General features: G+C 70.3%; 15 protein-coding genes. 8 read left to right on the top strand and 7 right to left on the bottom strand.

The window, feature by feature from the left end; genetic code table 11:
• Nucleotides 1–333 precede the first annotated feature (333 nt).
• From RBT54_RS11040 to tpx, 3 genes are all read left to right on the top strand, one after another.
• Nucleotides 334–1,113, top strand: coding sequence for a phosphonate ABC transporter ATP-binding protein (locus RBT54_RS11040; protein WP_320367099.1), 780 nt, complete (start codon nt 334–336; stop codon nt 1,111–1,113).
• 170 nt (nt 1,114–1,283) lie between these two features.
• Entirely contained in the window at nt 1,284–3,341 is a 2,058-nt protein-coding gene (locus RBT54_RS11035) for a PhnE/PtxC family ABC transporter permease (protein ID WP_320367098.1), read from the top strand.
• Nucleotides 3,342–3,487: 146 nt separating this feature from the next.
• Nucleotides 3,488–3,988, top strand: coding sequence for a thiol peroxidase (gene tpx / locus RBT54_RS11030; RefSeq protein WP_320367097.1), 501 nt, complete (start codon nt 3,488–3,490; stop codon nt 3,986–3,988).
• 71 nt (nt 3,989–4,059) lie between these two features.
• Here the strand turns inward: tpx and RBT54_RS11025 are convergent, their stop codons facing one another.
• The 5 genes from RBT54_RS11025 to RBT54_RS11005 form a co-directional block, all read right to left on the bottom strand.
• Nucleotides 4,060–5,751: a FapA family protein gene (locus RBT54_RS11025; protein ID WP_320367096.1), complete on the bottom strand. Its 1,692-nt coding sequence runs from the start codon at nt 5,749–5,751 to the stop codon at nt 4,060–4,062.
• Between the two features lie 95 nt (nt 5,752–5,846).
• On the bottom strand, nt 5,847–7,721 hold the full coding sequence (locus tag RBT54_RS11020) for a B12-binding domain-containing radical SAM protein (RefSeq protein ID WP_320367108.1): 1,875 nt from the start codon (nt 7,719–7,721) through the stop codon (nt 5,847–5,849).
• 144 nt (nt 7,722–7,865) lie between these two features.
• Nucleotides 7,866–9,365, bottom strand: coding sequence for an AMP nucleosidase (locus RBT54_RS11015; RefSeq protein ID WP_320367095.1), 1,500 nt, complete (start codon nt 9,363–9,365; stop codon nt 7,866–7,868).
• A 20-nt stretch (nt 9,366–9,385) separates the two neighbouring features.
• On the bottom strand, nt 9,386–10,177 hold the full coding sequence (locus RBT54_RS11010; protein WP_320367094.1) for an enoyl-CoA hydratase-related protein: 792 nt from the start codon (nt 10,175–10,177) through the stop codon (nt 9,386–9,388).
• A 37-nt stretch (nt 10,178–10,214) separates the two neighbouring features.
• Nucleotides 10,215–10,727: an LEA type 2 family protein gene (locus RBT54_RS11005; protein ID WP_320367092.1), complete on the bottom strand. Its 513-nt coding sequence runs from the start codon at nt 10,725–10,727 to the stop codon at nt 10,215–10,217.
• Between the two features lie 303 nt (nt 10,728–11,030).
• Between RBT54_RS11005 and RBT54_RS11000 the strand changes: the two genes are divergently transcribed.
• Genes RBT54_RS11000 through RBT54_RS10980 form a run of 5 tightly spaced genes read left to right on the top strand, consistent with a single transcriptional unit; the run spans nt 11,031 to nt 17,029 of the window.
• A complete protein-coding gene (locus RBT54_RS11000; RefSeq protein ID WP_320367090.1) occupies nt 11,031–13,637 on the top strand; it encodes a S8 family serine peptidase in 2,607 nt (868 codons plus the stop codon).
• A 21-nt stretch (nt 13,638–13,658) separates the two neighbouring features.
• Complete coding sequence (locus tag RBT54_RS10995; protein WP_320367088.1) at nt 13,659–14,681, top strand: hypothetical protein; 1,023 nt, start codon at nt 13,659–13,661, stop codon at nt 14,679–14,681.
• A gap of 27 nt (nt 14,682–14,708) precedes the next feature.
• On the top strand, nt 14,709–15,602 hold the full coding sequence (locus RBT54_RS10990; RefSeq protein ID WP_320367087.1) for a hypothetical protein: 894 nt from the start codon (nt 14,709–14,711) through the stop codon (nt 15,600–15,602).
• 50 nt (nt 15,603–15,652) lie between these two features.
• Complete coding sequence (locus RBT54_RS10985) at nt 15,653–16,039, top strand: hypothetical protein (protein ID WP_320367086.1); 387 nt, start codon at nt 15,653–15,655, stop codon at nt 16,037–16,039.
• A gap of 27 nt (nt 16,040–16,066) precedes the next feature.
• Nucleotides 16,067–17,029, top strand: a complete 963-nt coding sequence (locus tag RBT54_RS10980; protein ID WP_320367085.1) for a DUF4332 domain-containing protein — start codon at nt 16,067–16,069, stop codon at nt 17,027–17,029.
• Nucleotides 17,030–17,050: 21 nt separating this feature from the next.
• Here the strand turns inward: RBT54_RS10980 and RBT54_RS10975 are convergent, their stop codons facing one another.
• Complete coding sequence (locus tag RBT54_RS10975) at nt 17,051–17,752, bottom strand: type 1 glutamine amidotransferase (protein WP_320367084.1); 702 nt, start codon at nt 17,750–17,752, stop codon at nt 17,051–17,053.
• Nucleotides 17,753–17,827: 75 nt separating this feature from the next.
• Nucleotides 17,828–18,445, bottom strand: a complete 618-nt coding sequence (locus RBT54_RS10970) for a DUF924 family protein (protein ID WP_320367083.1) — start codon at nt 18,443–18,445, stop codon at nt 17,828–17,830.
• Nucleotides 18,446–18,470 lie beyond the last annotated feature (25 nt).

Genomic DNA, 18,470 nt, shown 5'->3' with positions numbered 1-18,470 from the left:
CGGAAGGCGCCCAGGTGCTCAAGTACCTGAAAGCCGGAAAATTCATCGACGCCGCCATCGGCGAGTGGCAGGGCTACGTCGACCTGCTCGCGTCGGGCATCGATATTGGTGGTTGAGGGGCGTTCGAACGGTTTCTGTGGGAGCGGGCTTGCCCGCGCATGGCGACGCTTCGACAGCTGCTTTCGCGGGCAAGCCCGCGCCTACGGGTAAGACGCTCCAACGCTTGCGTGGTGCTGCCGTGCGGCGAGGGCGGGCTTGCGTCGCCAGGAGGCCGTCATTCCCCTTCCCTTGATCATCATGAATATCGAGCACTCCGATGCACGGGCTGCGCCCGTGCCCCCCATCCGTCTCGAGACCGCCGCAGTCGCCTATGGCGGCCAGCGCGTGCTCGAGGACATCAGCCTGGATATTGCGGCGGGCGAGCGTGTGGCCGTCATCGGCCCCTCGGGCGCCGGCAAGACCACGCTGTTCCGCCTTGTCGCCGGGCTGGTGAAGCCGGCGGCCGGGAGCGCACTGACCCTGGGCGAGGACACCCGTCGCCTGCGCGGGAAGCGGTTGGCGCGGCTGCGCCGCGAGCTCGGCTTCCTGCACCAGCAGGACAACCTGATCCCGCAGCTGCGCGTGGTGCACAACGTGCTGATGGGCCGTCTCGGCCATTGGTCGCTGGCGCGCGCGCTGCTGTCGCTGCTGTGGCCGCAGCAGATCGAGCGCGCACGCGCGGCGCTGGAACGCGTCGAGCTTGCCGACAAGCTGTGGGCGCTGCCCGATGAGCTCTCCGGCGGCCAGCAGCAGCGTGTCGCCGTCGCCCGCCTGATCGTGCAGCAGCCGAAGCTGGTGCTGGCGGACGAGCCGGTGAGTGCGCTCGACCTGCGCCTCGGGCGCGAGATCATCGGCCTGCTGTGCGGGCTGGCGCAGCGCGACGGCGCGACGCTGGTGGTGAACCTGCACACCCTGGACCTGCTGCAAGGCCATTTCGACCGCGTCATCGCGCTGCGCGGCGGGCGCCTGTTCTGGCAGGGCGAACCGGCACAGCTCACCCAGCACCTGCTGCGTGAGCTGTATGGGGCCGAGTACCGTTCGCTGCACCTGGACGAGATCGAGGTGCCGGCGTGAGGCGGAGTGCACGCGCCTGCGCCGCCCGCCGGCCGACTTCGTTGCGGCAACGGCTGGCCTCGGCCAGCCGCACCTGGGAGCGGGCGCCGTGGGAGCGGGCTTGCCCGCGAACATCGCACGCCCGTGTGGTCTTTTCACGGGCAAGCTCGCTTCCACAGGGGGGCGGCTGAATGGCGAGCGCTAGCGAATCCTGCTTGCGCGGGCAAGCCGGTCCCGATTGCGAGCACGCCCGCTACGAGCGCCGCCCGCTCGGCCATTTCGTCGCCCTGCTTGGTGTGCTGCTCGCGCTGCTGGCAGCCTTTGCCGCCACCGACTGGGACTGGGGCGCGCTCACCGACGCCGCGCGCCGTGGCGAGGCAGCGACGCGCATCGGCGCCTGGCTGGCCGCCTTCGCGCGCCCCGATCTGTCGCCGGACTTCGTGCACCATGCCTGGGAGCTGACCCTGCAGACGCTCTCGGCCGCCATCCTCGGTACCGCGCTGGCAGTGCTGCTGGCCTGGCCGCTGGCGATGGGGGCGAGCCGTGCCGTCTGCGTCGGGGAGGCGCGCGGTGCAGCGGGTGGCAGCGTGTTCGCACGCCTGTGGCGAAGCCTGCCGCTGCGTTCGCCGTCCGCGCTGCTGTGCGCCGCTTGCCGGCTGGTTCAGGACATCCTGCGCGCGGTGCCGGATTTCGTGTGGGCGATCATCCTGGTGGCGCTGATCGGCCTCGGGCCGCTGACCGGCGCGCTGGCGCTGGCGCTCAACATTACCGGCATCCTGGCCAAGGTCTATAGCGAGCTGTGGGACAGCGTGGACGAATCGCGCTATGCCCAGGTTCGTAGCCTCGGCGGGGGGCGGCTCGCGACCTTCCTGTACGGCATCCGTCCCCTGGCCTCGCGCAACGTGCTGTCCTTCACCCTGATGCGTGCCGAGTGCGCGATCCGCAACGCTGCGGTGATCGGGGCGGTGGGCGGCGGCGGGCTGGGCTCGGAGATCTGGTATCAGGTGCGCTTCGGCGCCTGGGACAAGGTCGGTACCCTGATTCTGTTCACGCTGCTGCTGACGCTGGCGGCCGACCTCGTGAGCAACACCATCCGTCGCCAGCTGCGCGGCGACGCGTCGCGCAGCGGCAGCGCCTCGTGTGCGGTGGTGAGCAGCGTCGATGCGGCTGGGGAGGGAGCGCCGACGCCTGTGGCTGCCTTGCGCCAGGACACGCTCCTGGGCGCGGGGGTGGCGTCGCCTGGCGCCGGGCCGCCGCTCAGCCCCTGGTTTGCCGCCGGCCTGGTCGCGCTGGTGCTCGTCTGGTCGCTATGGTTCATGGGCTGGGGCAATCGCGCTGGCGACGACGGCTTGGCGCGCAACCATCTTGCGCCGGCCGCGGAACTGCTCAGTGGCGAGGCCTGGAGCAAGCTGCGCTTCTTCGAGCGCCTGCTGCAGCCCGAGCTCGATCTGGCCGCGATCGGCCGGGGCGATCCCGCCAAGGCCGCGGCGCGCGCCAGCGAGGGGAAGGCGGTCGAGCTGTTCGCCACCCATGGCCCGCTCGACTTCTGGCGTCCTGCAGCGTGGCTGGCCTGGCAGCAGGAACTGCAGAAGTGGTTCGTATGGCGGGTGGTCGAGTCGACCGCGATACCGCTTGCGATCGCGGTGGTCGGTACCGTGCTCGGCGTGGGGGCGGCGATCCTGCTCACCTACCCGCATTCGGCGAGCTTCCAGCGCCATGCCGCACGCTTCAGCGGCGAGACGCCGGCGCCCGGGCAGCGTGCGCTACGGATGCTGCAGCTCGTCGCAGCACGCGCGACGGCGGTCGTCGCGCGTGGTGTGCCCGAGGTGATGTGGGCCTTCCTGTGCATCGCCTTCTTCGGCCCGGGGCTGGTGGCGGGCACGCTGGCGATCGCGCTGCATACGCTGGGCGTGCTCACCCGGGTGTTCGGTGAGGCGGTGGATAACCTGCCGCTGCGCCGTTTCGAGCCCACCTGCGGCGCCTCGCGGGCAGCGACCTACGGTGTGGTGGCAGTGCCGCTGGTGTGGCGCGACTGGATGACCTACAGCTTCTTCCAGTTCGAGAGCAACGTGCGCGCCGCGGTGGTGCTGGGCCTGATCGGCGTCGGCGGGCTGGGCTTCCAGTTCAGTTTCAACTTCGAGTGGTTCCGCTTCGAGCGCGCCGGTACCTACCTGGTGATGATCGTACTGTTGACCGTGCTGATCGACCGCGGCTCGCGCCGGCTCAAGCTGTCGCGCGTCGGACGCTGAGCCCGCCGGGTCGCACCTGCGCCAGCAACCAGCACGATCGGCCTGGCGCTGGCGGCAACCTGCACCCGCTTGGTGTAGGCTAATGGGCGGACCAGCCGGCGCCGATCAGACAAGCCGGCAGAACCCTTACCCACAGGAGCAGACACATGAGCAAAGTCACCCTCGGCGGCAACCCGATCGACGTGGCGGGCCGTTTCCCCCAGGCCGGCGATGTCGCACCCGCTTTCAAGCTGACCGGTGCCGACCTGGCCGACGTCGGCCTCGACGCCTTCGCCGGCAAGCGCAAGGTGCTGAACATCGTCCCCAGCCTGGACACGCCGGTGTGCGCCACCTCGACGCGCAAGTTCAACGAGGAAGCCGGCAAGCTCGCCGACACCGTCGTGCTGGTCGTGTCCGCCGACCTGCCCTTCGCCGCCAAGCGCTTCTGCGAGGCTGAAAGCCTGCAGAACGTGAAGACGCTGTCGACCTTCCGCAACCCGCAGTTCGGCGAAGCCTACGGCGTCGCGATCACCTCCGGCCCGCTCGCCGGCGTGACCGCGCGTGCGGTGGTGGTGGTCGACGCCAATGACAAGGTCGTCTACTCGCAGCTTGTGCCCGAGATCAAGGAAGAGCCGGACTACGCGGCCGCGCTGGCTGCGCTGAAGTAAGCCGGTTAGCGCCGAAAGCGAGCGGGCCCCGAGTGGGCCCGTTCTTGCGAGTACGCTTCAGGCCCGACGGCTCAGCGCCGCTTCGCGGCCTCGGGCCCGGGACGTTGCGGCGCAGTGAGATGACTGTCGTCCTCGAGCGCGAACAAGCCCAGACCTTGCTCGGCCAGGCGGATGGTAGATGCTCCGCGCTCGTGCGGGATACGCAGGGTCTTGTCGCCCATGCTGACCGAGACGCCCTCGTGGATGGCAGATTCGGCATTGACCCGCGCCTGCTGGGTGAGCATCAGGCGGTGGCGCAGGTCTTCCTCTTCGCTGCGCAGGCTCTCGATTTCGCCTGAAAGGGCGGATGCCGACTCCTCGGCACGCGCGATGATCTCGGGCGACACCTTGCCGGGATTACGGTCGGCCACGGTCAGCAACTTGCCGATCTCGAGCAGCTTGTTCTCCTTGCCATCGCGCTCGGCGGCCTTTTCCTGCGCTGCTTGTGCCAGGGCAGGGTCGTTGCCGACCTCGATTTCGGTGCGGACGCGGTTAGGCGCGCCGATCACACGGGCGTGAATCGACAGGCAGGCGCGTGTCAGCCCGCCGATGATGTGCCCGCGGCGCAGGTTGCCGATGCGGATGTGGTTGGCGGCGTCGAGCTGGCACTGCATCGCCAGGTCGTCGATGAAGATCGAGTCGCCGGCGCTGATGCGCGCCTGCTGGGCGTAGCCGGCAGAGAAGCTGCCGCCGCAGCGGATGGCATGGGCGCTCATGTCCTTGCCGGCGGTCTTGCCGCCGAGCCCACCCAGGACGCCGCCCTTCACGACGATGTTGCCGTCAGCTTCGAGGGTGGCGGGTTCGACCGTGCCGCCGACCTCGATGTCACCGGTGGCACGGATCGACATGCCGGCCTGGACGTCGTTGCGCACGCGCACCGTGCCGTCAAAGTTGATGTTGCCGGTCGCGAGGTTGACGGTATCGACGGTGTATACGGGTTCGACGATTACCCCGCCCTTGACTTGCACTGGCTGGCCATCGGTTGCCGCCACCAGCAGGTCGGGATCGTCGACCGACGGCGCCACCCCGCGCAGGCCGGCCGCGAATCGTGCGTCGCGGCCGGCCTTGGCCGGGAGAGGGCGGCCGAGCACGCTCAGGCCCTCGGTACCGCGGGTGGGTGGATGGCGGCGCATCAGCGCATCGCCCGCGCGCACGATCTGCACCTCGCCCAGGTCGCGGTAGTCGGTGCGGCCGCTGGCATTGACGCTGGGCACACGCTCGCGTGTCTCCGGTAACAGGCTCTCGAGCTTGCCATCCTCGCCCGGTAGAGGCTCGCGGCCGCGGGCGATGACGAGGTCGTCCGCCTTGCCCTCGGCGATTGCGCGATTGATCTCGTCGACCAGCACCCCCTCGACGATGCCCTTGGCCTGGATCTGCGTGAGCACGTCGACCTTGGTTGCAGGCTTGCCGCCCTTGGGCGGGATGAGGGTGAGGCGGGCACTCAGTCCGTCGAGCGAAACCATGATCTGCAAGCTTGCATCCACGCAGTGCGCGATCTCGATCGGCGGCACGGCTTCGCCCGCGTTGTAGCGCGCGATCAGTTGCTTGATCGGCTCGGGGCGGATCTGCAGATCGGCATGGTGGGCGGCAGCGAGGCGGCTTCGCAGCCACAGCGCATCGATGCGCGGAAACCGTGGGTCGGGCGCGAGGCTCGCGCTCAGTGTCCGGCTGGCCTCGTCGAAGAGCAGCCTCAGGTCCGGTCCGGCGGGCAGGTCGTTTTCCATGCTTTCATCGCAATGGCATATTCGGAAGGTGAACGTCGCTCGATTCTAATCGCGGCCGCCTGCCGGTCAGCGTGCGGAACGTCACTGACCGGCGTTCATTGTCCGAGCGCGCGCACGATGAAGTGCTTCGCCACGCGCGGGCGCGGCACCTTGTCCTCGAACCAGGCGCGCACGTCGCTGTCCAGGCCGATGCCGTGCATATAGTTGTATAGCGCCTTGTTGAGCGCTTTGCCCAGGCGATCGTGGTCCACCCCGGTGGGGTCGATGAAGCCGACGTCGTTCTTGGCGAAGCTGATCTCGGGCAGCGGCAGCAGGCTGACGCCGAAGTCCTCGGGGTTCATCCCCACCGGCGAATGCACGGTGCACGCGAAGCGGTGGAAGAAGCCGGACTGGATGCAGCCGGCTTCGAAGAGCTGGCGCACGTATTCGAGCGCGTCGACGGTGTCGTGCACCGTCTGGGTCGGGAAGCCGTACATCAGGTAGGCGTGCACCAGCACCCCGGCTTCGGTGAAGGCGTGGGTGACGCGCGCCACCTGCTCCACCGACACGCCCTTCTTCATCAGCTTGAGCAGGCGGTCGGAGGCCACCTCCAGCCCGCCGGAGACCGCGATGCAGCCACTGTCGGCGAGCAACTGGCACAGCTCGGGCGTAAAGGACTTCTCGAAGCGGATGTTGCCCCACCACGAGATCGCCACCCCGCGCCGCAGCAGCTCCTCGGCGAGCGCGCGCAGCGCCTTGGGCGGCGCGGCCTCGTCGACGAAGTGAAAGCCGGTCTGCCCGGTCTCGGCGATGATCGCCTCGATGCGGTCCACCAGCAGGCTGGCGGCGGCGCCGTCGTAGCGGCCGATGTAGTCCAGGCTGACGTCGCAGAAGGTGCACTTCTTCCAGTAGCAGCCGTGGGCCACGGTGAGCTTGTTCCAGCGCCCGTCCGACCACAGCCGGTGCATCGGGTTGAGCATGTCGAGCACCGACAGGTAACCGTCGAGCGGCAGGCCGTCCCAGGTCGGGGTGCCGATCTCGGCGAAGGGCACGTCGGGCTCGGCGAGGTTGATGTAGCGCACCGCGTTGGTGTCGGCGTCGCGCACGAAGGTGCGCACCAGGCGCGACTTGCCGCGCCTGCCGTGCAGATGTTCGAGCAGCGCCAGCAGTGGGCGCTCGCCGTCGTCGAGGGTGACGTAGTCGAAATGATCGAACACGCGCGGCTCGGAAAGCTCGCGCAGCTCGGTATTGACGAAGCCGCCGCCGAGCACGGTGACGATCTGCGGGTGCGCGGCCTTGATCGCCTGCGCGATGCGAAAGGCGCCGTAGACCGAGCCGGGGAAGGGCGTGGACACGAGCACCAGTTGCGGCTGGTGGCGGGAGATGGCCTCGAGGGCCAGGTCTTTCAGATACTCGTCGACCAGCGTCGGCCTGGCCTCGAGCGCCGCGGCGAGCGGCTCGAAGGTGGGCTGGCTCATCGACAGCGACTCGGCGTAGCGCACGAACTCGAAGCGCGTGTCGACGGCGTCGCGCAGGATGTCGGCGAGCTCGTTGAGGTACAGCGTTGCCAGATGACGCGCGCGGTCGGCGAGGCCGAGTGCGCCGAAGGCCCAGGCGAGCGGGTCGCCGCCGTCGGGGTCGTCGGGGTCGACGTAGGCATCCACGGCATCGAAACGTGGGCCCTCGGGCAGGAAGGTTCGGCTGGCGATGCGATGCGCGATGGTCGGATCGCGCCCCTGCAGGAAGGCGATCGTGGGCCCGACGGTGTAGCGGTAGCGTGTGAAGTGCTCGATGAAGCCCTGCACCAGCGGCGTGCGCTGCTTTTTCGGCAGGGCCTCGGCGCAGGCGCGGATGTCGTCCAGGCCGGCGGGCGAGAGCAGGCGCAGCACCAGCTTGAGTGCGAGGTCTTCCTGCACCGCATCCACGCCGCGCGAGCGCAGGAAGCCGGTGAGGTAGGCGGTCGAAGGATAAGGCGTGTTGAGCTGCGTCATCGGCGGGATGACGGAGAGCACGCGCAGCGCGCCGGCGGCCTGCCCGGTGGCTGCGGGCGGCGCGGTGGTTTCTGACGGGGTGGGCGGCGCGGTGGCGGACATGGTGGATCGGCTTGGGCGAAGGGCGCGAGGATGCCGCAGGCGCTACTGGAACGCCACTTCGGCAAAGCTGCGCAGCTTGCGGCTGTGCAGGCGATCGACGCCCTGCGCGCGCAACTGCTCGAGCGCGCGGATGCCGATGCGCAGGTGCTGGTCCACGCGTTCGCGATAGAACTTGTCGGCCATGCCGGGCAGCTTGATCTCGCCGTGCAGCGGCTTGTCGCTGACGCACAGCAGGGTGCCGTAGGGCACGCGGAAGCGGAAGCCGTTGGCGGCGATGGTGGCCGATTCCATGTCGAGCGCCACCGCGCGGCTCTGGCTGAAGCGGCGCTCGGGGCTGGTCGACATGCCGTGCGAGGGCAGCAGTTCCCAGTTGCGGTTGTCGGTGCTGGCGACGGTGCCGGTGCGCATCAGGCGCTTGAGTTCGTAGCCCGACAGTTGCGTGACCTCGGCCACCGCGGCCTCGAGCGCGACCTGCACCTCGGCCAGCGGCGGAATCGGCACCCAGGGCGGCAGCTCCTCGTCGAGCACATGGTCCTCGCGCACATAACCGTGGGCGAGTACGTAGTCGCCCAGGTGCTGGCTGTTGCGCAGGCCGGCGCAGTGGCCGAGCATGATCCAGGCATGGGGGCGCAGCACCGCGATGTGGTCGGTGATGGTCTTGGCGTTGGCCGGGCCGACACCGATATTGACCATCGTGATGCCCGCACGGTCGCCGCGCACCAGGTGGTAGGCCGGCATCTGCGGCAGGCGCGGCGGCGGGGTGCCGTCGGCGTCCTCGGCCTGCGGCGCGAGAGCGCTGCGGCGGGTGAGGACGTTGCCCGGCTCGACGAAGGCCTCGTAGCCGTGGCCGGAGGTGGTGTCGGCCATCAGGGCGTGGCCGAGGCGGATGAACTCGTCGATATAGAACTGGTAGTTGGTGAACAACACGAAGTTCTGGAAGAAGGCCGGCCGCGTGCCGGTGTAGTGGCGCAGGCGGTGCAGCGAGTAGTCCACCCGCGGCGCGGTGAACAGCGACAGCGGATGCGGCTCGCCCGGGCCCGGCTCGAAGGTGCCGTTGGCGATGCCGTCATCCATGGCGCCGAGGTCGGGCAGGTCGAAGTGATCGCGCAGCAGGTGGCGGCGCTCGGGGGCGAGGTGGCCCTCGAGGTAGTCGTGCTCGGGCAGGGCGAAATGCACCGGGATCGGCTGCGTGCTGCTGCCCACCTCCAGCGCCACGCCATGGTTCTCCACCAGCAGGCGGAACTGCTCGAGGTAGTAGTCGGCGAACAGGTCGGGCCGGGTCAGCGTGGTCTCGAACACGCCGGGCCCGGCGACGAAGCCGTAGGACAGGCGCGAGTCCGCGCGCGCCACGGTGTCGGTGCGCACGCGCAGCAGCGGGTAGCAGGCCCGCACGTGACGGCCGATGTCGGCGCCATCGACGTAGTGCTGCAGCCCGCGGCGCAGGTGGTCGACCGCGCGCTCGTAGATCTCGCGCACGCGGGTCAATGCCGCCGCCGGATCGGCGAAATCCTCGACGTCGAACTGGGGAGCGTGGCCGTCCATCGTTTGCGTGTGCCCGTGGTTCAGGAGCGCGCGAGCAGGCGGTTGACCGCCTCGAGGTGCTCGGGCTCGTTGTGGCACATGCCCTGGAAGGCGGCGCACAGGTCGAGGAAGTCCTTGAGCTCCATGCGCTGCGCCATCTTCATCAGGCGCTTGGTCAGGCGCAGGGCCTTGGGGGGCTGGGCGGCGAAGCGCGCGGCCATCTCGTGCGCGCGCGCCAGCAGCTGGTCGGGTTCGACCACCTCGAGCACGATGCCCAGCGTCTTGGCCTCTTCGGCGCCGACGATGCGCCCCGACAGGGTGAGCTCGAAGGCCTGCTGGTAGCCGATCAGGCGCTGCATGAACCAGGCGCCGCCGTCGCCGGGGATGATGCCGAGGTTGAGGAAGGTCTCGCCGAACTTCGCCTTCGTCGATGCGATGCGGAGGTCGGCCATGTTGGCGAGGTCGAAGCCGGCGCCGATCGCCGGGCCATTGACCGCGGCGATGATCGGCACCTCGACCGCCTGCAGCGACAGCGGGATGCGCTGGATGCCGCGGCGGTAGCGGGTGGCGACCTCGGCCACGTCGCCGGCGAAGTCGCCGCCGCGCGCCGCCATGTCCTTGACGTTGCCGCCGGCCGAGAAGGCCGAGCCCTCGCCGGTGATGACGAGCACCGAGACCTCGTCGCAGGTGTTCACCCATTCGGCGATGTTGACGATGTCGTCGATCAGCGCAGTGCCGGTGAGCGCATTGCGCACGTCATCGCGCGCCAGCGTGAGGGTGGCGACGCGGTTGTCGAGTTGCAGGCGGGCGTCCTTGACGGTAGGCAGGGTCATCGTGCGGTCTCCTTGTTCTTGCGGCGTGTAAGGCGTGTCAGCGCGGGGTCTTGAGCGGGTCGGGCAGCTTCAGGGTACCGGAATCGGAGAAGCGCATGCCACCGAGCAGGCCGCCGGCGAGGCGGCCGCGCAGCGCGTAGGGCACCTCGGCCTTGCCGTCGCCTTCGATCACGCCGAGCGCTTGGCGCACCACCGCGATCGCCGACACCGACACCGGGATCTCGATCAGCGTCTCGCCAAAGCGCGGCACGCTGCCGGCGCGGTCGCTGACGCCGGTGGCGAAGGGCCGACCGTTGAGGTCCAGATCGAGCGCGAGGCCATCGAAGTCGATCGCGGTCTCGTTCGGGTTCTGCACCCGCAGCTTGACCTTGAAGCGCATCTCCATGCCTTCGCCGGGAATCGGCTCGAGGCCGACCACGTTGATGCGCACCGGCTCGCGGTGCACCAGGCTGGCGCAGCCGGTGACGGCCAGGCTGACGAGGAGGACGAGGAGGAGCGCGGCAAGGGCGCGCGCATCGTTGAATCGCGGCAAGTGGGGGAGATTGCGCATGGGCCTGGGCTCCTGGAGCGTGGGGACGGCGGCGGGCGCAAGGCGTTGCGCCGATCGCCACATTCTAACTGCGCTGACGTGCCGACGGCCGGCACCTGGCACGCCGATCCGCGATTCGCATGGCGCTGTAATGAACGCGGTGGCTTGCATTTTGCATTGTCCCCATTCCGGGTCTATACCGGGGTGCACGGCGGCATCGTCGAACCGCCGGCCGCGATGGATCGAACTGCCTGGGTTCGCACGCGACCGCTTGCGCCCTTTCCTGCACGCGCTCATCCGAACATCTTTCAGGGATTTGCTGTCATGGCTGCCTCGCTGGCCGGCCCTGCTGTTGCCGTCGCCTTGCGTTTTGCCCTGCTGCCTGCGGATACGGTGGCGGCAGGCGAGGTGCTCGAGCGCTATGGCGAACTTGCCCTGGTGGCGGTCGACGGCGCGCCGCCGCAGGCGTGGGCGAGCTGGACCGACCTCGACCCGGTCTCGGTGAACGGCGTGGCGCGTGTGTTGCCGCCCGGCGTGTTTGCGCCCGGGGCGGGGCCGCGTTGCATCCTGCGCTTTGCCGGGCCGATCGCACCCGCCTGGCGCGAGACGCTTGCGACGCTGGGCTGGGTGGTGCGCTTCGACTGCCCGCCGTTCGCGCTGTGTGCGGACATCGGCCCCGACGTCGACGCCCTGCGCGCGGCCTTGCCGACCCTGCGTGCGATCGGTGCCTATGAAGCGGACGATTGCGCCCGCCCCGGCAGCGGTCGGGTCGACGCCCTGCCGCAGACCTTCGACGCGGTGGCCTTCACCGAGGCCGACCGTGCGCGGCTCGAACAGGCGCTCGCCGACGCCGGCCTGCAGGTGGTCGAGACCAGCCGCTACAAGCTGCGTGTGGTCGGTGGGCCCGACGCCGTTGGGCACCTGCGTGATGCGGTGGGGGTGAAGATCGCCGATCCGGGCGCGCTGCCGCGCCTGGCCTCGGCCTCGCTCGGCCTTGCGATCGGCGTGGTGCCGGCGCCTGCCGCCCCGACCGACGATGACCCCCCCGGCGCGGGCGAGCTGATCGCCTTTGCCGACACCGGACTGGGCACCGGCGAGCCCGCCGCGCCGCATCCCGACTTCGCCGGCCGCGTGCACGCGATTCATAGCTGGCCGGTCTCGGCCGGCTGGGCGACCTTCGTGCGCACGCCGGGCGCGGACGACGGCGGCGCCGACCGCGGCACCGGGCACGGCACGCACGTGGCCGGACTGGCGACGGGTGACGGCAGCACGAGCGCGGGGCGCTTGCGCGGCATCGCGCCCGGTGCCCGCATCCTGATGCAGGCCATCGAGCAGTACATCGACCCGCTGCCGGCGTGGCGCAGCCAGTTGCAGCCCGGCTTCTACCTCGCCGGCCGTCCGCTCGACCTGCGCGAGCTGCTCGAACAGGCGCGCGCCGCCGGCGCTGCCATTCACGCCAATGCCTGGGGGGTGGAGGCGGCCGGCGCCTATACCGACGACAGTTGGGAGTGCGACCATTTCCTGCACGAGCATCCCGAGTCCTTGCTGATCTTCGCCGCCGGCAATGCCGGGCGCGACCGCAACCGCGACGGCCGGGTCGACGCCGGCACGCTGTACGCGCCAGCGAGCGCCAAGAACGTGCTCAGCGTCGGCGCGACCGAGGGGCCTGATATGGGCGTCGGCTTGCGCGGCGGCTGGGCGGCGCTCGACCCGATGGGCACCCGCTTTCCCGATCCCGCGCTGCGCGCCGCACCGGTGTCGGGCGACCCCGCACGCCTCGCGCTGCTGTCGAGCTGCGGGCCCACGCTCGACGGTCGCATCAAGCCCGAGCTATGCGCACCCGGCACCAACCTCGCTGCGCCGCGCAGCACCGCCACCTCGGCGCGAGGCTGGGGGCTGGCGAATCCGCTGCCCTGGTACCAGTACCTGGGCGGCACCTCGATGGCGACCGGCGTGGTCGCGGGCGCGGCGGCCGTGCTGCGCCAGCGCTGGCGGCAGGCGCTTGGCCATGCCCCCGGCGGCGCCGCGCTCAAGGCCTTGCTGATCCAGGGCACGCAGCCGGTGCGCCGGCGCGACGGCGGCAGCGACGAGGACAGCAACAGCGCCGGCTTCGGCCGCCTGTGGCTGGCGGGCAGTCTGCCCGGCACGGCTGGGCCGGTGCTGGTCGAGGATCGCGACGGGCTGGCAACCGGCGGTCTGCGCCAGATCGCGTGGCAGGGCCCGGGCCGCCTGCGTGCCGTGCTGTGCTGGTACGACGCGCCGGCGGAGACCCTGGTCAATGATCTCGACCTCGTGCTGCTCGACGCCAGCGGAGAGGTGCGTGCCTGGGGCAACCATCCGGCCGGTGCCGTCGGCAGCCCCGACCGGCGCAATACGGTCGAGTGCATCGACGTCGAGCTGGATGCGGGGCCGTGGACGCTGCAGGTGCGCGGCGTGAATGTGCCGCTCGGGCCGCAGCCCTGGGCGCTGGCGATGAGTCCGGGCGCAGCTCCGCCGGTCGCGCCCGAACCGCCGCCCGAACCCGCACCGGAGCCCGACCCCGATGCTGCGACGCCAGCGCTGCGCTGGCGGCTCGCGCTGCCGTGGTCGGCGATCCGCGGCGTCGGCGCGGCCCGGGCGCGGAGCCTGGAGTCCGCGCTGCCGGGCGGCATGGCCGCCTTGTGCGCTGGCGTGCCCGACGCCGCCGCGCTGGGTTTCCTGCCTGCCGCGTTGCGGCGGCAGGTCCAGGATGTGGCCGCCTTCGTCAGTGTGTCGCCCCCTTCGGCGGCGGCGCTGGCGTGGGCGTTTCCGGCCCGCCGGCTGCTCGACGGGCCACCCGGTGGTGCTTCCGCAGGCGACTGGCAGGCGCTGGTCGCAGCGCTGGCACCCTTGCTCGACGCGCTCGACCGCAGCGTTGCGCGCGCCGCCTGTGGCGAAAGCCTGTTCCGATGAACCACCCAAGAGGAGTGCATCATGGCTGACAACACCGACAATCCGGGCAAGGCCAAGCCCACCCGGACCCGTTCGGCCGGCGCCACCCCGCCGGTCACTGCCGTACCCGAGGGCAGCATCCTCTCGGCCGATGCGCTGATCTCCGGCGGTGTCGGCGGCGCGCTCGCGCTCGCGGCCGACGTCTCGGGCGAACTGGCCCAGATCGCGCCGAGCTTCGGCGACATCCTGGGCTCGATCGGCCGCGGCGTTGCCGACTCGCAGACCGCGCTCGACGCCGGCCTGGTCGCCACCGCCACCACGCTCTCACAGGCCAACATCACCGTGGTCACCGACGTCGTGCAGGAGCTCAACGACGACGGCCTGCCGGTGCCCTCGGCGACCCAGCTCGTCACCCAGAACGTGTCGCTGATCAACTTCGTGCGCCCCACCGCCCACCAGTGGAGCCACGTCGCGCTGCGCATGGACATGACCGTCGGCGCGGTCGACAGCGAGCGCGGCATCACCGTCACCAGCAAGAGCGACAGCCGCCGCGCCGCCAACGTGGGTTTGTTCTTCGGCTTTCTCGGCATCGGCGTGTCCTCGTTCAAGAGCAACTCCACCTTCCGCAAGGAAGAGTCGGACTTCGAGTCCAACTGGGCCGAAGGCCGCGTGGTGATGGACGCCCTGCTGCAGCCGCGCAACGTCGAAGGGTTCGACCCGCCCGCCGAAGTGACGATCGGGCCGCAGATCTTCATGGCGCTGGGCAGCGTGCAGGAGACGCTGACCTCGGGCGTGGTGACCGCACGCGCGACCGACATCGTCATCACCGTGCGCAAGGCCGACGGGTCGGTGAATCCGGCGGTGGCGATCGACGTCGATCCGGGCCCCTTCGACCTGTCCTTCGCCACCACCGACGGCTTCACCGGCAACACCACCAACGCCAGCGGCCAGTGCCGCGTCACCCTGTCGCGCAACATTCCCAGCCCGCTGTTCCAGCGCCGCGCCCGCGGCACGGTGACGGCGACCCTGGGCCAGATCGAACGCAGCCTGAGCGTGTCGCTTTAAGCGCAGCCCCGGATAGGAGAATCCACCATGCCTGATCTGCTTCCTTCCCTTGCCACCGTGCTCGCCGAGGACGCCAACGTCGCCGACGAACTGCGCGGTGCCGGCATCGCCTTCGGCACCCTGGTCGAGCGCACGGGCGCGGCGGTTGCCGCCACCCAGTTGCAGCTCGACACCTCGAGCGCCGCCACCGCCTCGGCGCTGGCCTCGACGCTGGTGAACGTGATCGCCGTGCGCGAGCGCGTGTTCCGCGACGACGGCACGCTCGACCATGTCACCAACCATGTGCGACCGCTGCCGCTGATCAGCTTCATCGACCCGGTGTTCTACCAGTGGACCAGCGTGCGCCTGCAGGGCGAGTTCTTCGCCCGCGAGTTCGCAGCCTCGTCTGATAGCTCGACCACGACCGCGTCCTCGGACAGCGGATTGTTCGGCTCCGGCGTGTCCATGTTCCTCGGCCCCGGCCTGGTTCGTGTCGGCAGTTCATCGAGCGAGCGCACCACCGCGGCGGAGGTGTCCACCGACGTGTCGCTCGGCCGCATCCGGGCGAGTGCCCTGCTCGAGCCGCGCGACGACGTCGGCATTCCGAAGCCCAACCAGGTGATCCGCGGGCCTCGGCTCGCGCTGATCCAGGGCGAGATCGCCGACGAATTGGACGGCGACGCCATCGTCGGCCGCACGATGAGCATGCTGTTGCAGTTCACCCGCCGCGATGGCAGCGCGATCACCGGCAAGGCCTTGTCGATCGAGACCTCCGGCGTGCCCTGGCGCCATCTCGGCACCGGGGTGACCGACGCGTCCGGCCAGATCCAGATCGAGCTGCGCCGCGACTTCCTCGACGAGGACGCCGACACCACGCCGGCGAACTTCATCATCACCGCGCGCATCGGTCTGGTCAGCAACTCGGTGACCATCACCTTCTGAGCGATCGGCCGGGGCGGCGACGATGACCGCCCCGGCCGGCGGGAGAACCCATGAGCACGATCACGCAGGCGAGCGAACTCGCCAGCCAGCAGGCGGTGGAACTCGGCGAGCTGCTCGCGAGCACCGTGGTATCGGTGGCCGCGGCCCAGGAAGGCCTGGACCGCCACGCCACCCAACGCCTGGACGCCATGGAGCGCGGCGATGCGGACGCCCCGCTCGTGCCGCCGCTATGGTACACCTTCACCGACGTCGCGCTCGAGGTGGCGCTGTCGGCCTCGGTGCGCCGCGCCACCGCAAGCGCGCCGGCGCAGTTGATGTCGCGGCCGGTGGATCCGCGCCAGGTCAGCCTCTATGGCTACCAGGCCTCGAGCAGCCTGGTGGTGCGACTTCGCCTGGCGCCGCGCAGCGCGATGCCGGACGTGTCGCCGCAATCCTGATCAACCCGCCCAGACCTCCGAGCTGCCATGCCCATCGACCCCAAGGACCCCCGCATTGCCGCCGCTTCGCTGCTCGACCCCCGGCTCGTCGACGCGATGGCGTTCAAGCCGGTCGGCAGTTCCAGCCTGGTCAACCTGGACGGCCGGCTAGGGGTGTTCACCCCGGTCGCCGATGGCGACAGCGGCGCAGACAACACCGAGGCGGTGATTGCCGCGATGCGCAAGGAGCTCTCCCGGCTCGAGAGCGAGAACGCCGCGCTGCGCCGCCAGCTCGCCGAGGTCGAGGCCGCGCGCAAGCGCAGCCCGGACGACTTCGCGAGCGCGGTCGCGCACACCCTCGACACGCTGCAGAACAAGCTCGCGCAGACCACCAACCCGGTGAGTCGATTCGCGGTCCGCGAGGTGGCGATCGACGCCCAGGTCACCGTGGATGTGTCGCCGCTGGGCACGCTCGAATACCGCTTCGTGCGCCCAGAGGACGACATCGACCCGTCCAAGTTGTCGCGCATCCGCCTCGACCTCGTGCCGCTGCCGCGCGAGGACGCCGGCCTCAGTGCGGGGCCGGAGTTCAGCCCTTACGCCGGTGTGGAAGACATCATCGGCGTCGGCGAGACCTGGCGCGGCGCGCTCAACCGCCACCAGATCTACACCATCAACGACCTGCTGGTGGCGGGGTCGCGGCTGAAGTCGAGCGCCGAGCTATCCGCGCTGGTCGGGGTCGATCGCGGGCGGCTGGCGGAGTGGATCGGGCACGCCGAATTACTGTCGGTGCGCGCCATCGATCCGCGTGCGGCCGACGTGCTGTGGGCGGTGGGCATCCGCGCGCTGGCGACGCTGGCGGGCGCGTCCGTCGAGGAAGTCACGGCGAAATACAACGACGAGGTTGCCCGCCGCGCGCAGAAGAACCTGGCGCCGATCGACGCCGAACAGGCGAAGGCCTGGATCGAAGCCGCGATCAAGTACAACGGGCGACCGCGCGAAGGGGGTTGAGCGCCGCCTTCGGCGCTGCCTTCAACCCCCGCCGGGGTGTGGTCGGGTGAGCCAGTCGAGCAGGCGGTCCATCAGCGCATGGGTCGCCGCGAAATGGCCCTCGGCGTGGCCGAGGATCGCCGCCTCGTCCTGGATCCAGCGTGCCGGCGCGAGCTCGGCGCGGCAGTTGTCGATGATCGCGCGCAGGCTCTCAGCGGTCATCTCGAGGTGGAACTGCAGCCCGATCGCACGTTCGCCGAGCTGGAATGCCTGATGCCTGCAGGCCGCGCTGGAGGCGAGCATGCGTGCGCCCGGCGGCAGCTCGAAGGTTTCGCCATGCCAGTGCAGCACGGTCGTGGTCGGCGGGAACTCGAACGCGTCCTTGGTGCCTGTGCAGGCGTGGACGTCGAACCAGCCGATCTCCTTCTCGGTGTTGCGGAAAACGCGCGCGCCATGCGCGCTGGCGATCAGTTGCGCCCCCAGGCAGATGCCCAGCACCGGGCGGCCGAGTGCGACCACGTCGGCGATGAAGCGCTTTTCTGCCGCCAGCCACGCAAACTCGGCCTCGTCATTGACGCTCATCGGCCCGCCCATCACCACCAGCAGGTCCACGGCCGCCGGGTCGGGCAGCGCGGCGGACTCCCAGAAGCGGGTATGGCTGACTTGTGCGCCGCGCGCCGCCAGCCACTGGCCGATCCTGGCGGGGCCTTCGAAGGGGACGTGCTGCAGGATGTGGGCTTTCATGGTGTCCTGATCATTGTGCGGACGCGGTGGGGGCAGACCGCAGTCCAGGTTGGCAGCGCTGGCCGCGCGCAGGGCTCAGAACCCCGAACCCGGCTGGCGCAGGAATTCGGCCTCCTCGGCGCTCGTCTCGCGCCCGAGCGCGGCGTTGCGGTGCGGAAAGCGCCCGAAACGCTCGACGATCTCGAGGTGGCGGCGGGCGTAGTCGAGGTAGCCGGCAAAGGCGGGCCGTGCCGCGGGGGCCACCTCGCCGGCGAGCGTGTCGAACAGGCGCACCGCTTCGCGCTGGTCGGCGAGGTCTTCGGAATGCTCCAGCGGCAGGTACAGGAACACGCGCTCGATCGGCCGCGCCTGCAGGTCGAGGCCGCGCTCGATCGTCTCCTTTGCCCAGCGCAGTGCGAGCACGTCGAAGGCGAAGGCGGCGGCCTGGCCGCGCCAGATGTTGCGCGGGAACTGGTCGGTGAGCAGGATCAGGGCGAGGCGCCCGCGCACGCCGCTCGCTCCGCTCAGCCAGTCGTCCAGCTCGCCCACCGCGGCGCGCGCCACCAGCGGCGCAAAGCGCAGGCGGATCTCGGCATCGACCTCGGGCTGCTTCTTCCACCACAGCGCCGACTGGCGGGCGACGATGGCGGTGTCGTCAGCCGTGTCGGCGGCGGAGCCAAACCAGTAGGCGTGGATCGTGTCTGGCGTGTCCATGCTGGGCTCCGTGGGAACGGCCTGT

The organism is Thauera sp. (assembly GCF_034003485.1).
GTDB lineage: Bacteria > Pseudomonadota > Gammaproteobacteria > Burkholderiales > Rhodocyclaceae > Thauera.
This window is presented reverse-complemented; position numbering and strand designations above follow the sequence as displayed.